Origin of the sequence: Chthoniobacter sp., from assembly GCF_040003245.1 — a bacterium.
Lineage (GTDB): Bacteria > Verrucomicrobiota > Verrucomicrobiia > Chthoniobacterales > Chthoniobacteraceae > Chthoniobacter.
The window spans coordinates 1-14135 of record NZ_JBDUCX010000175.1 but is presented as its reverse complement, the minus strand read 5'-3'; the positions used below and the strand labels follow the sequence as shown (position 1 = coordinate 14135).

Annotated in this window: 19 protein-coding genes; 2 read left to right on the top strand and 17 right to left on the bottom strand. The window is 61.8% G+C overall.

From position 1 onward, the window contains the following. Together ABJF10_RS21335 and ABJF10_RS21330 are read left to right on the top strand one after the other, a co-directional pair. The coding region (locus tag ABJF10_RS21335; protein ID WP_348546633.1) for a hypothetical protein at positions 1-330 on the top strand (330 nt) is incomplete at its 5' end. A 48-nt stretch (positions 331-378) separates the two neighbouring features. After that, on the top strand, positions 379-852 hold the full coding sequence (locus tag ABJF10_RS21330) for a hypothetical protein (protein WP_348546632.1): 474 nt from the start codon (positions 379-381) through the stop codon (positions 850-852). 3 nt (positions 853-855) lie between these two features. Here the strand turns inward: ABJF10_RS21330 and ABJF10_RS21325 are convergent, their stop codons facing one another. The 17 genes from ABJF10_RS21325 to ABJF10_RS21245 form a co-directional block, all read right to left on the bottom strand. Beyond that, positions 856-2238, bottom strand: a complete 1383-nt coding sequence (locus ABJF10_RS21325; RefSeq protein ID WP_348546631.1) for a class I SAM-dependent methyltransferase — start codon at positions 2236-2238, stop codon at positions 856-858. Further along, positions 2222-2425 (bottom strand): hypothetical protein, encoded by a 204-nt coding sequence (locus ABJF10_RS21320; protein ID WP_348546630.1) that lies wholly within the window; start codon positions 2423-2425, stop codon positions 2222-2224. Before ABJF10_RS21320 ends, ABJF10_RS21325 begins: the two co-directional genes overlap by 17 nt. Before the next feature lie 4 nt (positions 2426-2429). After that, positions 2430-2891 (bottom strand): hypothetical protein, encoded by a 462-nt coding sequence (locus ABJF10_RS21315; RefSeq protein ID WP_348546629.1) that lies wholly within the window; start codon positions 2889-2891, stop codon positions 2430-2432. Positions 2892-3285: 394 nt separating this feature from the next. Continuing rightward, complete coding sequence (locus tag ABJF10_RS21310) at positions 3286-4563, bottom strand: hypothetical protein (protein WP_348546628.1); 1278 nt, start codon at positions 4561-4563, stop codon at positions 3286-3288. Between the two features lie 6 nt (positions 4564-4569). Continuing rightward, entirely contained in the window at positions 4570-5502 is a 933-nt protein-coding gene (locus ABJF10_RS21305) for a hypothetical protein (protein WP_348546627.1), read from the bottom strand. 126 nt (positions 5503-5628) lie between these two features. Beyond that, a complete protein-coding gene (locus ABJF10_RS21300; protein WP_348546626.1) occupies positions 5629-6477 on the bottom strand; it encodes a hypothetical protein in 849 nt (282 codons plus the stop codon). 2 nt (positions 6478-6479) lie between these two features. Beyond that, the gene (locus ABJF10_RS21295) at positions 6480-7166 is read right to left on the bottom strand and encodes a hypothetical protein (protein ID WP_348546625.1); all 687 of its coding nucleotides are present in this window, start codon (positions 7164-7166) and stop codon (positions 6480-6482) included. After that, a complete protein-coding gene (locus tag ABJF10_RS21290; RefSeq protein ID WP_348546624.1) occupies positions 7066-7614 on the bottom strand; it encodes a hypothetical protein in 549 nt (182 codons plus the stop codon). The genes ABJF10_RS21295 and ABJF10_RS21290 overlap by 101 nt, the downstream gene beginning before the upstream one ends. A 164-nt stretch (positions 7615-7778) precedes the next feature. Further along, a complete protein-coding gene (locus ABJF10_RS21285; RefSeq protein WP_348546623.1) occupies positions 7779-8264 on the bottom strand; it encodes a hypothetical protein in 486 nt (161 codons plus the stop codon). Between the two features lie 35 nt (positions 8265-8299). After that, a complete protein-coding gene (locus tag ABJF10_RS21280; RefSeq protein WP_348546622.1) occupies positions 8300-8470 on the bottom strand; it encodes a hypothetical protein in 171 nt (56 codons plus the stop codon). Then, complete coding sequence (locus tag ABJF10_RS21275; protein ID WP_348546621.1) at positions 8467-8730, bottom strand: hypothetical protein; 264 nt, start codon at positions 8728-8730, stop codon at positions 8467-8469. Before ABJF10_RS21275 ends, ABJF10_RS21280 begins: the two co-directional genes overlap by 4 nt. Further along, complete coding sequence (locus ABJF10_RS21270) at positions 8727-9338, bottom strand: PAS domain-containing protein (protein WP_348546620.1); 612 nt, start codon at positions 9336-9338, stop codon at positions 8727-8729. The genes ABJF10_RS21275 and ABJF10_RS21270 overlap by 4 nt, the downstream gene beginning before the upstream one ends. 4 nt (positions 9339-9342) lie before the next feature. Continuing rightward, on the bottom strand, positions 9343-9918 hold the full coding sequence (locus tag ABJF10_RS21265) for a hypothetical protein (RefSeq protein WP_348546619.1): 576 nt from the start codon (positions 9916-9918) through the stop codon (positions 9343-9345). Between the two features lie 34 nt (positions 9919-9952). Beyond that, positions 9953-10693: a hypothetical protein gene (locus ABJF10_RS21260; RefSeq protein ID WP_348546618.1), complete on the bottom strand. Its 741-nt coding sequence runs from the start codon at positions 10691-10693 to the stop codon at positions 9953-9955. Then, positions 10690-11010, bottom strand: coding sequence for a hypothetical protein (locus ABJF10_RS21255; RefSeq protein WP_348546617.1), 321 nt, complete (start codon positions 11008-11010; stop codon positions 10690-10692). The genes ABJF10_RS21260 and ABJF10_RS21255 overlap by 4 nt, the downstream gene beginning before the upstream one ends. A 61-nt stretch (positions 11011-11071) precedes the next feature. Beyond that, positions 11072-11377 (bottom strand): hypothetical protein, encoded by a 306-nt coding sequence (locus ABJF10_RS21250; RefSeq protein ID WP_348546616.1) that lies wholly within the window; start codon positions 11375-11377, stop codon positions 11072-11074. Then, a partial coding sequence (locus tag ABJF10_RS21245; RefSeq protein WP_348546615.1) for a hypothetical protein occupies positions 11374-14135 on the bottom strand: 2762 nt, incomplete at its 5' end. The genes ABJF10_RS21245 and ABJF10_RS21250, both read right to left, overlap by 4 nt.

Here is a 14135-nt window from a genome sequence, read left to right as displayed (position 1 = left end):
ACAATGGACAGTCGAGTCCAAGAACTCAGCGCGAACGGCCGCGACATTCACGACGTGCTCGTAGACGTCGGGAAGCCCACCCTTGCCGATGCGTTCCTAAAGCAGGTCACCGAGGAGGCGGAGTGGCGTCGCTATCGAGCATCCAGAAAAGCAAAGCTCAATCAACTCGGCGTATTCGCGCTGATCGCATCGCCCTGCGTCGGAATGTGCGCGACTCTCATGGCCAAAGCCTTTTTACCGAGCCTCGCCACGATGATCGGAGCCGCTGCCGCTGTGGTTTGCTTCCTCTGGGTGTGCAGCCGACTCCCAAACAATGCAGACTTCCGATAATGTAAAAACTCGGTTGACGACGCATTTTCCAAACCGTCTTCTTTCCTCATGAAAACATCGTGGCTTGCCTCCCTCCTGGTCTTCACCTTCACGCAGCTCGCCGTCTCGGCCCCTCCTGTAGAACCGACGCCGGCCAAGTATTTCTCCGGTCCGGTCAGTCGAGACGTGGCCGCGGCCTTGAAGCGGGGCGCTGCCGAACATAAGCCGGTGTGGATCGTCGCTTGGGATGATGTCTTCTTCCGCTCCCCAGAGGGGAAGAGCGGCCTTTCGTCGGACTACTACTTGCATTATTTCTACGACAATCCGGAGACGAAGAAGATGGTCGCGGGTAATTTCATCACTGCCTTTACGACGATGCGGAATCCGGCAATTTCGCAATGGATCGATCCGGCGGATAAAACACACACACCGATCTATATCGTGATCGATCGCGAGGGGAAGATGCTCGTGCGAAAGACTCACGGAGGGAACCCGGATGCTGCACTCAAGGAAGTTCAGGAAGTGGTCGCGCAGTTGAAATAGCGCTTACTGGTTCGCCATCGCGCGGCCATCGAATCCCTGCCGCAGGCCCGGTACCGGAAAATATCGGGCGAGCTGTTCGATATCGCCCTTGTCGTAGTGCAGCCCGAGCTTGGCGAGGTCGAACGTCTTCTTGCGCACGATGACTGTGATGTTGCCGTCTGCTTCGAGGAGCGTGGCCTTGCGCAGGTCGAGGCCGGCCAGCACGAGATTGTAGCAGAGCAGACCCATGTTCCAGACGGTCAGATGCCCGCCGAGAATGGCGTGCTGTAGTGGCGGCACCGTCACCGCGAGGATGCCGTTCGGCTTGAGTGCGGCAATCATCCGGTCGATCAGTGATCCGGGGTTGCGCTGATGCTCGAGGACGTGACTGCACCAGACGCAATCGTATCCCCCCTTCCACGCCGCCGACTCGGCGGCGGTGAAATCGCTTTGAATGAATTTCAAGCCCTTCGGAAACTCTGGCGGCGTTTGATGATCGGTAGCCGTAACGCGTTTACCAGCGGCAAGGAATTCGCGCGAGTGCTCCAGCGCGGTCCCGGCGCCGACATCGAGGACCGTGTTGAACTTGAAATCGGCGATGAGTTTCCGGCAGGCTTCGGCAGCCCACTTCGGGCCCGAGGTCGGGGATGCCGCGGGCGCCGGCTTTTTCTTTCCTTCGGCGATATCGTCCGCCTCGACGGAATGAAGCAGCGGCCGCACCGCCGGCATGTCGGCGGTGCACTTGGCCAGAACCTTGTCGAGCGGGGCGAACGGCAAGAAGGCGTTGAGGCGTGAGCCAGGCGTGCAACTGACCCACTGCAAGCCGTGACGTCGGGCAACGGGCGCGAGTTCGCGGAGGAGCGTCACCTGACGATCGTGCAGGCGGCGATTGTTGCCGCGCTGCTCACGGGTCAACTCGCGGCCGTCGTGGTAATCGGCCGGGCCGCCCATGTCGCAGCCGATGAGATAGACCTGCTTGTGACCGAGCCAATAGAGGAAGTGCAGGGCGAAAAGGAAAGTGCTGTGCTCCCAGAGAAACTTGGTGTCCGGATCCCGGCGCAAGAACATGCTGGCCAGCGGCGCTTCGTCGAGATCGGCGAAGAGCATATTCGGGTGACCGCGAAACCGGGACGTGTCGTCTTTCAGGTAGCGCGTCACCTTGGCGAACGGCTCAAACCAGACGCGCGGATCGTGGCACGCGATGCGATCGAGGCCGAACCAGACATCGGGCCGAACGTGCGGGTAAGCGGAGTTGATCGCGTAGACCGTGCGCCCCGGCCCGCGGATATCTCGGGCGACCTGGGCGAGCGATGGCCCCGGGCAGCAGAGGAACGCGGCGGAGGGATTGTCGACGCGCGCCAGCGACGCTTTCTGCCAACCGGTGCCGTTGTCAGTCCAGAGCGACATTCGCAGCTCCTTGCTTTTGCTTTTTGATCAGGTCGTGCACCTGGTCGAATTGCAGAATCGTGCTGGCGGGGGCGCCGGGGTCGGTTGTTTCCAACCGGTAGAACTTCGGCAGTCGCCCGACGATCTTCCACTCGGTGCCGTTGATTTTGAACGTGGTGCCGTTCGGTTGGTATTGTGGTTCGCTCATGTGCTTATCTCCATTCTTGGCCCCAGAAGGCGCGGGACTTCTCCCGCTGCGCGTCTGTCTTGTGCGGCATGTCCCAATCGGGAAAGTCGCGATGGATTCCGGCGACCACGACGGTCACTCGTGCGGCGCGCTCCTTAGTCAATACGCACACATGGTTCTCGCGAATCCGACAGGCGAATGGGCTCGGATAATCGGGCGCCACACTGAACACAAAGAGGCTTTCTGGAACAGCAGAGGCAACGAAGTCGGGGCGTAAGGCAAGCTGGCCTTCAAAGTCGTCGGACAGAACCCGCTGGCTGATCGTTTCGACTTGGTAGACGTCGAAGACCATCGGTCGCGCACCCTCGAAACAGGAGAAGGCGATGTTGCCCCGCTCTGTCCAGATGATGCTATCCTTGGGGCCGGCGGATCCGCGTGAGCCGGGCGCACCGTTGTCGCCCTTGTCGCCTTTAGGACCGGTAAACATGGCAGGAGACCCCGGTGGTCCTTGAGGGCCTATCGTGCCTTGAGGGCCTATGGTCCCTTGAGGGCCTTGAGGACCTATGGTGCCACGCGTGCCAGTCGGCCCTCTGGTGCCTCTGGTGCCTTGCGTGCCTTTGCTACCTCTGCTTCCCCCACTTGTTCCCCTGCTGCCCTTGGTTCCAGTGACGCCGCGGCTACCGGGTCCGCCCGCAGGCCCAGCCGCGCCGGCTGCCCCTCTCGCTCCAGCCGCCCCATCCATCGGCAAAGCCAGGTCGGACGCCTCGTCGTCCTGCAACCCGCCGCGCGCAGGCTCGAGCACGGGGCGGTCCACGTATGGCTGACCGCTCCCCTGCTGCCAGGACGGCAAGATGCTGGTGATGTCGTACTCGCCGTCCATTTTACGGCGGCGCCTCCCCACTGGTGTAAGGCACGGTGATTTCCCACCAGAACTGCTGCCAGAACAGTCCGCCGAGCATCTGTTGCGGCTGATCGACGATGTTGATGATCTCCCCGACTGTGAAGTGCGTTGGGATCGATGGGGTGAGGTTGAGCGTGAACTCCGCCTGCCCGGTCCCGTGAATGGTCAAGGTCGGGCTCGGCCCGGTGAGCACAGCGGGGATCGGGTGACCGCCAAAGTTGATGGAATGGCTCCCCGACAGATTGAAGCCACCGCTATCGTCGAGACTCATCTGAGCGCCTTGCCCGCCGCCCTGGACAATCACGCGCCCCGAGGACGGCATGACGAAGGTGCTGAGGATCGCCGTGTTGTCCGGTGCCGTGCGGGTCAGCAGCATGTGCCTCATCGCGTCGCAGGGGCCATGGTAGCCGTTCTGGATGTCGAGTGCGACCGTTCCGTTGAACGAGAAATTGGAGGTGTTGTTGAAGCTCGAGCTGATCCCGCTGGACGACGCGAGATCCCGGTAGCAATCGATCGATCTCAGAAAGTCCGGAAACGGATAGTCCTTCTTGCACTGAACGTCCTCGTTGTAGGTCGCGACGTCGGCCACAGCAACCATGCTCTCGACCTTCACGTTGACGTTCTTATTGCCTGTCGACTCGAGCTCGCGGCTGATCGGGTTGATCCCTTGCATGAAGCCGGCCGTGCCCGCGACCGTTACGTCCACGCCGATGAGCACCTGGTTGGGTGCTGGCACATCGACGATGAACTTATTGCCGTCGAGAACAGGCGTCGAGTTGGTCGACGAGAAGGCGATCCAGGCCTGTGGAGGTAGCCCGTGGTTGGCTGTGAGCGTCACCAGTGATTTGCCGCCTGATCCGACAGCGATCGATTGGACGGTGAAAACGCCGGGGATGATCAGACCTTCCGTAAAGGTGTCGCTGCCTGAGACCTCCTGCCGCGCGACCAAGATCGGAAGCCCGGAATCCTGATTGATCTTGATTGAGATAAGGATTGGCCCCGGAAGGACCTTCCACTTCCGGTAGACCTCGACCATTTGGCCGTCGTTCTTCAGGTCGACCTGCTGCACCAGCGTGTTGTTCGGGAACTGCGCAGTGTCAGGGTCGGCTTGCCCGAAAACGGGAGCTTGCGTGCCGCGCCGGATGCGCAGCACTCGCTCAACGACGGGATGCGCGGCGCTGCCCTCGGGATACGTGACCTTTGGCGCCCCGTCGAGGGCCCTGATCTCGGCAACCAGTGCTTGGAACGGCGTGGCCATCGCGGGTTACCCTCGAACGTCGATGCGCGCGCTGCCGCCGTAGTGGCCACGCAGGTTCTTCAAGGTCTCCACTGCGCCCCGGTATTGTTCCTCGAGTTCGGCCCGGGTTTCCTTGGGCGCGCGGAATGTCGGCTGGGCCATCATCCGCTTCATGGCCAGAGGGAAGAGCAGCAGCTCGTCAATCTGTTGCGGGATCTGGAACGTGATCGATGTGCTGAGAATGTCCGCGCTGGAAAACCGGGGAGCGGCGATGACCAGGTCGGCCTCGATGCTCGTGAGGCTCGCCGGCATGGGCGCGAATCGGAGCCGGGTCTGCACCTTCTTCACAAAGGGCGAGGCCCATTGCTCGCACATCACGGCCGCGATGATGCCTTGGGTGCGCAGCCGGGCATACGTCGGCACGCCGTAATCGTTGATCAGCCGGAAGCGGTCCAGTTGCTCGGCGGAGCGCACCTGCTCGATCGGGCGACCGTTCGCAGTGACCGTTCCGAGCACTCCCCCGTAGGTCGTCCCGTCGTCTACAACCCAGCAATCGTTCCAGATTTGTGCCGTCTGGGAACCGCTCGCGCCCTCGTGCGGGCGGCGTAACGCATAGCTGGCGCCGCCGGGGTCCAAGTTGAGTTCGTTGTCCAGGCCGCTGGCAATGCGCACCGTGCAGCCATCGTTGGGGACGACGAGCGTGCCGAGGGTGGCTGCCGTATCGAACTGAGTGACAGTGATCGTTCCCGAGGCTGCCGGCTTGAGCACTGTGCCCACGCGGCGCGCGAACAAACTGGGGTTGATCTTGCGCGCCTCCTGGGCGGCCTGCGTCATGCACAGGGCAATCGAGGCTTTGTCCGAGGCGGTCGCGTTCGTGACATCGCCGCTGGGCCCGGACGTGCCGCTCTGATCGACGTAAGCGAACATCAGGTCAGCCAGAGCTTTTGCGACGAAGGCCATTTATCGAGACCGGCGAGAAGGGTAGAGGTGGGTCGTGTCCGCTTTCCACGGGAGCGGCTGAAGCGTGCGCGTGAAAATGATCGCCACGAACAGTCCGAGCAGTGGAAACGGAATGGCTTTCACAGGTTATTGGGCCTGCTTCTCAAGAATGTTCTTGGCCATGGTGCGTCGATTGCCTCCGCGGCAACCGAGCTTCGCGGCCACGGCCTTGAGGTCGTCAATCGGCATCTGAGCCAAGCCTTCCGCAGTGTAAGGGGCGCCAGGCTCCGGGGGCGTCTGCGGCGGCGTCGAATCCCCGCTCGCGGCCGGTGGCTCCGTCGGAGTGCCGCCTTCCTCGCCCTCCGCCTTTGGCTCGAAGTCACCGCGCTCCTCTTCGAAATTTAGAACCGCTTCAATCATCCCATCCAGATTGTTCAATACCTGAACGTCCGGGATCTGATATTCGTCGCGCAGAAGGTGGCGAACATACTCTTCGGGAGAGCGGCGAAGCATCATGGCGCGCTCCTCGCGCGGGGTCCGGGGCCCGTTGCCCTCTTGGTCGCCGTCCGAGGTTTCGTCCGAAGGTTCCGGGTCGCCGCATTTGGAGACCTCTTCGAGACGGGTAATCTCAACCTGCAGCAGGTCGACCAACTCTTGCGCCGCCCGCATCTTCTCTTTCGGATTTGCCAGATGCCGCACGAACGCTCCAAGCGCAGACTTCGCCGCGTTCGCCGGATCGATCTCATGCAGCCTGACGAGGATTTGCATGCGGGCCGGCGATTGCGCCAGGTCAGCCTGCTCCCCGTGGAACACTTCCAGCGAGGTATATTCGCGAACGTGAGCGGGTCGGCCAGCGATGCCAGCTTTCTGCACGAGCCTGAAATCGTAGCGCGCCTTGCGGCCCGGCAGTTTCTTGGTCGAGCTCGAGCCTCCATTCAGGAGAACTAGCGTGGCGATGACCGGAAGCGGCTCCGGCGTGCTGGATGCGGGAGGCATAATCAGTTGGCTGGAGCCGACTCACCAACGGGGGCGGCCTCCGCTGGAACGGGTTCGGCGGAAACGACAGGAGGCGGTTCGACGGCAACCACGGAAAGGCTGCTGCTGGACGAGGACGAAGAACTCGCAGGCGTTTCAATGATCGGTTCAGGTGCGGTCGGCATCACGCCGCCCGGGAAGTCGGCTGCGGTCAGCGGATTCGACGCGGGAAGAATCTCACCCTCTGGGGTCGGCGCCGCGCTGCTCGAACTGGACGAGGAAGAGCTACTGGAGGGCTCGGGGACAACCTCTGCCGGCGCGGCATTCGCGAGCGTGAAATCGAGGTAGTATTTCTCCCCCTCCTTGATCTTGCCGAATAGCGCGGGGTTGACCACGCTGAGGCTGAGGCTGCCACTCGGCGACCAGTGGGCGAACGTGTTGTCTTCGTCCGAACCATCGGGCGGGTAGCCATGCTGCACTTTGTCGCCGCCGACCGCGATCATATCGAGATTGAACTGCCGTGGGTCGCCCGGCGTGCTGTATTTCATTCCGACGACCAGCATCTTCGCTCGCATCGCGATGGGAGCGGTCTCTGGAGCAGTCGCGGGCTCAACGGTTTCGAGATGCTCCTGCACCGCGTTGACGGTCGCGTCCACTTCGGTATGCAGATTCTCGATACTCGCGGACGCGGCGGCATTGGCGGCGTTCATCGACTCCATAGATCGACTGCATGCCGAACCCGACGTGCGCACCGTAGGCCGCTCCGCTGCCACCGAGGCCGCTGGTGATCGTGATCGTGTTGGCCTGTGCGGCGCCGTTCTTGATCCAAATTACCCGGCCCTCATCGGCGGCGGCGGGATCGGCGAGCGTCGCTGCGTCCACAGCGCCAGTGCGGTTGAGAATGAAAATGTCGCCAAGCGAGATGTCGATGGCATCGGTCGCGCCGGTGTAGGTCGTGACGACGCCCTTCTTGAGCATCTTCGATTCGGTGTAACCCGTGATCGTTTTCGTCTCCGCGTTGATCGTGACGTTGCCGGCCTTGTCCACGATGCCGCGGGCGAGGGTGGCGAGATACGGGGTTTCGCCGACGTTCGACCTGAGGCCGGCGGCCTTCAAGAGAGCTTTCGCGGCGGAGATGAGTTTGGCAGGATTGCTCATAGGATGTGGGAGTGGCTAATAGTGTTGGACTGACGACGATTGCGCGCCATGCCGCGCGCGTGAGTTATGGCAAGCGAAAAGTTGAAGTCATCGATTTCGACGGAGGAAACCCGCCAGAACGACAGTGAACGCCGCCAACCCGAGAGCGAGAGCCAGCGCCTTCATTACTCGTCGCGCAAGACGACCTTCGGGCCGGAGAGTCGTACGCCTTTGACGGTCTGGCTGCCGTAGTAGAGCGTCGGCAAAGTGCTTTGCGCGCCAGTCGGCGTCTGCGTGGTTGCGGCCTTCGCCTTCAAGATCGCCGCGGCATTGGTCAGCGCGGTAATCGTCTGTGCGTTGCTCGCACCTGCGGGGATGGCGCCAGCGATCGCATCTCCCACCGCGCCGACGGTCGATCCGTTGTCGACCGGCTGGCCATTGCGCGCCTGAACGATCGCGCCGTAGACGGAATCGGTCGCCAGCAGGATGGCCTTCGTGTCGTCGGGCGGGACGCCGTAGTGCGCCGCGGCCGCGATGAGAGCTTCGTCAGCGATCGGCTTGGCGATGGCGATGATCGCTTTTGCCTGCGGAGTGAGGTCGCCCGTGGAGGTGCAGCCCGGCACAAAGGCGAGAGCGGCGAGAAGGGTGAGCGTGAGGAGGTTCGATTTCATGGTGTTGGATTTGGTTGGGTTGAGGTCGTGAGCAGTCAGGGCAGCGCGATATGAAAGACGCGCAGCCCGTAGATAAGAAGAACGAGGCCAAGGATGATCCCGATGATCTTCATGATCGTGCCGTCGCTGATGAAGAGGCCCACTACCCACCAGATGAGGTAGAGAACGAGCGCGCAGAGCAGCAGCGAGATGAGAGAGGTGATCATGGATTTTGGGTTTCTGTTTTAACTGGCGCGATACTGGTCGAGGAAATAGTCGTGGTCGTATCGGTCGGCGGATTCGCTGGCGTCGAACCGCGCATGGAGATCATGCCGACGAGCCCGCCGGCGACCGTGCTCACGATGCCGACGAAGAGTTCTCCGGACTGGTAGCCCTTGAAGAGCAGCCAACCGCCGGCGACCGCGCTGGCGAGGGCGATGGCTGTGAGGCAAGCCACGATGAAACGAAGATGGTTTGGAGGGTTCATAGGGACGGATGGCCGGGAACGGACGAGGGAGAGCCAGGCAGGCGGGCGTTGCCGAAATAGTTGAGAATTGTCCCGTCACTGCGGCGGATCGGGCTCGCCTGAACCTCGACGCGGGTTCGCCGTCCCTCGCGATCGATGTAGCTGAATGCGTCCGCGTAGCCGCGCTGATGATCGATTGCCATCTGCCACCCTTGGATGACCCGATGCAGATCCTCTGGCGCGATGCCGTTTTCCCAGCCGCTGCCGCGCGCGTCGTCTGGGTCGATGCCCGTCCACTTGCGCCAGGTGTCGTTCACCCATTCCGTCTTGCCCTTGCCATCCGTGATGAACCAGACGCGGTGCACGTCGTTATTCAACATCTGGCGGCGACCTTCGATGATGTTCAGTTGACCGTCATCCAACCGGGAAAGCCGGTCGATAATGCGCCGCTCGATGGCGTTCATGTTATCCTTGATATCCACCATGAAGAGCGCGCCCTCGTAGAAGATCTTGAGCACCCTAGCGATCTTTGGGATGAGTTTTAGTGCGGTGAACGTGGCGGCCACTGCAGCCGCAAAAGTGGTGCACCATTCCTGCCAGTTGGTGAGAAATGGGAAGGGCTTGGTCATGTCGTCAAAATCGGTTCGAACCCAGCAACAGCGGGTAGACGTTGCTCGCGTAGAAAGCCTGCCCGGTCGGATTCAGGTGGTTGTCGCCGCCAGTGTGGTATGGGGCGCTATTGAACGGCGTGATGATCGTGTATCCGTCGAAGATGAGGCCGGGCGTAATGCTCGGGTCATCAACAAGCAGCGCGTTGTAGGCCAGCAGTTGCGTATTCTGATCGCTGGTGAAGTTGTCATCCCCCCAAGGCTGCGTGACGCCGATGGGATCGAATCCATCTGCTTTTGCTCGCGCCAGAATCGCCGCAGCGCCCGCGTAGATGGATGCCCCGGAATCGCCAATAGCGATGTTATTGCTGCCGATGTGCAACCAGTAGCCACAGGGAACGCCACGACCGGCAGGCGAGAGCGGGTAAGCGAACGCAGCATAGCGGTTGGAAACAGAGCCCCAAGTGGCGCCGTTGGTCGCGATGTTGGACAGGATGTAAGGCAGTGCGCGCGGTTGCGTGTGCAGGAAGTTCGGCCACGCATTGGCGGGGTCAGCATTTCCGTAGGTGTGGGAATCTCCGTCGAAGACGAAGCCCCTCACGATTGGCGAGCGTTGTGATCCGATGAGCATTCACTTATCCGTATTTCCAAGTTACAGCGTCGGAATACACGGGGACTTTGTTCGCCCCTCCAGCGGCAACTGTGGTGCCTAATCCCAGAACCAGAGTGGTCAGCGCGTCATCGACGAACATGCGGCCCCCGTAGTTTCCCGCCCCGGCTGCCGGAAGCTGACTGACGTGGACAGGGACAGTGACGAGCGGGGTGAACACATTCGCCGCGTTGCCATCGAGCTGCATGTATTGAGTCCCGCCCGCGCTATTGAAGCGCATCGTGTCCTGCGCGAAAGTTAGGTGCGCAAGATCCGAAACGAGGATCGTAGATGAATACAGCCCGTTGGGACTGTGCAGCGTCAGAGTGCGATAATCGAGCGTCGTGCCGGTCAGCGGGCCGGTGGCAGCCGTGTTAAATGGAATCCCTGTCACCACCCAAGTATCCGCCGCGACCTGAAGCAGCGTCACCGTGGCGAACTGCGCGCCGATGGTCAGCGAGCCGCCTACGCCATTTACCGTGACACCTGCGCCGCCTGCGATGGTCGTTGCTCCTGCGCCCGCCTGTTCGACGTAGATCACGGCGGGGACTGGATACGGAACAGAGCTATTCGGCGGGATCGTGAACGTGTTCGCGCCCGCGTTGTTCATCCGCACGAGCGCGTTTCGATCTGCCGAAACGCCCGTGTAGCTGGCTCCGGCTTGCGTGTTGACGAATGGTGCTAGACTGCCAATCGTCGGAGCAGGTGAAAGAGTAAGATCGCTCATGACTTTTTGATGAGGTAGGAAACCCCGTCGCCGTTCGTGGCCGCATCGAGGAAGATATCCGCCAGGCTCAATTGCTCCCCGGCGCGCACATCGATCGCGAGCGATTGCCCGGGCGAAAGGACTTGGCTCTGCGCCGCCTTGTTGCCGATGTAGACGTCGCCCGTGTTGGCCGTGGTCTTGTTCTTGCGGGCCGTGAGCAGGACCGTGGCCACGCCCTTCGCGAGCTTGTTGAGATCGGTCAGTGCGAGCAGCGGAACTGCCGTTCCTGCCGTGGTGACATTCGTGAACCCGTTGGGTAGTGAAATGGAGAGGCTCATAGGCGGTCTGTTTCTGAGAAAGCGGCACTGCCAACGCGCTGTGCTATGGCAAGCGAAAACTTCACGGCTCGTCCTCCGGTTCGAATTGGCCGCGCAAGGCGTCGAGTTCCTTTTGCGAGAGCGAGGTCTCCCTTGTGAGCGCCGCAATTCGATCTTGCGGGTAGGACAACAGACGTTCGGTAGCGTCCGCGCCCTCTTGAAATTCCTGCCGCTCGGCCACCGTGATCGTCCGATTGCGCAGACCGCTCAGGCATTTCTGATGCTCCTCTTGAATCTTCTCGTGAAGCTCAATGTAGGCAGGGCTCTTGAGCAGCGCCTCGTAGGATCGAAGGAGAGCGCGCTTTTTCTGGTAGTCCTGCGCCGTCATGCTGCTCCTGCGCCTCCGGTCGCATCCTCGGTGATCGGTTGCGTTCCAGATACCGGTGCCGGTGCCGGTGCCGAGCCGCTGTCATCGATGACGTTTGTCGGCAGCGGTCCTGTGGGCGCTGGCGGCTGCTCGATCCCGGTCTCCAAAAGCGTCGCCGCCAGCAACGCCCCGCCCATGGCCAGAGCCTTGCCGGGGTCGCGTTCCTGAATGCCAGCGCGGACGAACTCGTGCCGCAGGTTGCTCCACTGATCGAGAAACACGTTCTGAAAGGCGAGCAACGTCTTGGCGAAAGAAGCGTTTTCAAAGACCGCCGTGCCGCGGGAAAGAGCCTGCGGCTGATCCTTGGGGTTCGCAGACGCCACCGCGCGCCGCATCCGGGTAAGGGCGAGGTTCACGCGATCCCGGCTCACCGGTTCGTTGAGGTAATTGTCCGGGTCCTTGCCGGCCTTGGCCAGTTCGTGCATGTAAGCCCCGAGGGCGGTCGCTCGCGCGTTGACCTGGTCAATGTTGCGCGCGATCCAGAAAGCGTATTTCTGTGCGGCGACGGAGGCTTTGCCGAGCCACTTGGCCGCAGGCTCCCCGGTCTCGAGCTCTTCCTGCCCAGGCTCGGCGCCGTGCCGCGCCTTCACCTCGGCCATGTGCTGTGAAATCCAGTCGTTCGCCTCTCCGCTCACCGCCGCGCGGAAGCCCTTCGTATACCAGCCCGGGCCGCCAGTGTGATACATGGCTAGCCCGACATTGCTGGCGTGCTTGATGTTCGAAGCGAGCCGGAAACCGATCGCGCCCATGCTCAGCCGTTTGCGGATAGCGTCGAGGGTCGCATTGCGTCGCGTCGCGTCGACCCCGCCCTGTCGCGCGATCGTATCGAGATAGTCCCGGTAAATCTTCGTTCCGGCGTCGCCATACTTCTCTTCGAAGATTGGATCCGAGACCACGCGAGCCGCATCGCTCAGCACTGGCTGCATGTGAATGAAGTGCAGAGCGTCGCCAACGTGCCGGCGGATGACGTTGAATCCATCCAGCCGGATCGGCGTCGCCGCGTTGTTCACCCGTTCCTTGGTGAAGCCGGCTTCTGTCCGCTTCTTTGGCATCGGCGAGAAGTCGTCCACGAGGCCGCGCAGCATGGCGGTCGGGTCGTAGCTGATGGTCTGGCCTCCCTCGACTTCGACCGGCGCCTGATCGGGTTCAAAGGCATCGTGATCGCGCATCATCGGAAAGTAGCTCTCGACCTTAGGAACGTGCTGATTGAACTCGTCGCGCGCCGTCTTCGTTACCTGAGGAAAGATCGACTGCTCGATTTTCTGCCACTCGCGATAGACCTCCAGCAACGCCGGCCGCGCCTCGCGATTCTCGGCGATGGTCCTGTCGGTCACTCCCATCGCTTTCAATCGCTCTTCCCCGCCCGCCTGCTGCAGCATGGCGTAGACGCCGAACTTCTCGCTGTCCGCCAGAGAGAGGTTGTGCTTCGCGATCAGATCCTCCATCGGCTTGAGCGTGGACTCGCGGTTCACGAGGATCTCGTTGTAGGCGGTATCGATGGGCCCGTGAATGTGACGCTCCAGCGCTCCGGCGTAGTTGCCCTTCCCGTCGCCGAGGCCGTCGGCCACGGCTGCAATCGGCAGGAGCGCGCGGTCAAACACCCGGGCATAATTCGTCTTCTTCGCGATCCAGTTCTTCACCCGGTCCTGCCACGGCAATTCCTCACCGGGCTGCGCTTTCTTGATCGCCGTCAGGTTGAGCGGGGTCGTCTTCGCCGCGGCGATAGTGGCCAGAGCGACCTCGCGCCGGGCCTCTTTCACCGCCTCCCGCGTTTTCAATTTCAACCGTCCCAGCTTTTCCAGAAGTGCCATGTCTCCGAGGATGCTTTCGAGCACATGGGTCGGAAGATCCCGTACGGGGAATTTGTTGAGCCGGTCGAGGTTCTTCACGATCTCTTTAGGAACGGCGTTGTCCTCAAACCACGCCTCCTTTCGCGACATGTAGTCCTTCGTGCCTTGCAACGTGGCCACGGTGTCGGCGCGCGGCTTCGAGAAATCGAGGTTGCTGATCAGGTTCAGAATCCGCCGCTGATACTCGACATCCATACTTGGGGAGTCGGCAGCGTTGGCGCCAATCTTCTTGATTCCATCCACGATTGCCGCTTTTCGCAGGTCCTCGGCTTTGTCGAGGGTCTTACCCGCGATGCCGATCGCTTTCTTGAAAAGGGTCTGGAGCCGCTGCTCATTCTTGCCGTCGGCGCGGAGCGTCACGGGCTCCGCAACGAGGCGCGTCACGGCATCGGCCAATGCAGCGCGCTCAGCGCTCGGCAACGCCTCGATGATCAACCGGCGAAGCGCCCCGGCCATCTCTCCCTTCTGGCGTTCGATGAAAGCGTGCTGTTCTTTGCCGAACTCGAAGCCCTCTTTCAGCCCGGTCACCATCGCATTCGCCGCCGTCATCTTCTTCGCAAAGTCGCCCGCGACCTCGTTCACGCGATCCTGCAACGCATAGAGCGGAGCGGGCTCGACCTGCTTGATGTGATTGGTCAGCTCTTCCACGGCCGCGCTCTTGGCTTTGCCCAAGGCGGCGGTCGCGTCGGCCAGCTTCTTGTCGACCTCCGCGACCGTGATGCCGTGCTGATCGGCGATTTGCTGCTTGTCCGCGCCTCGACGCACGGCCTCGAGGATGTCGCGCTGATCTTTGGGCAGTTCCTTTCCGGCCTCGCGCATCGCGTGAGCCAGGAGGCCGTTCGCTACGGGCTCTTCCCTCGTAGCCGATG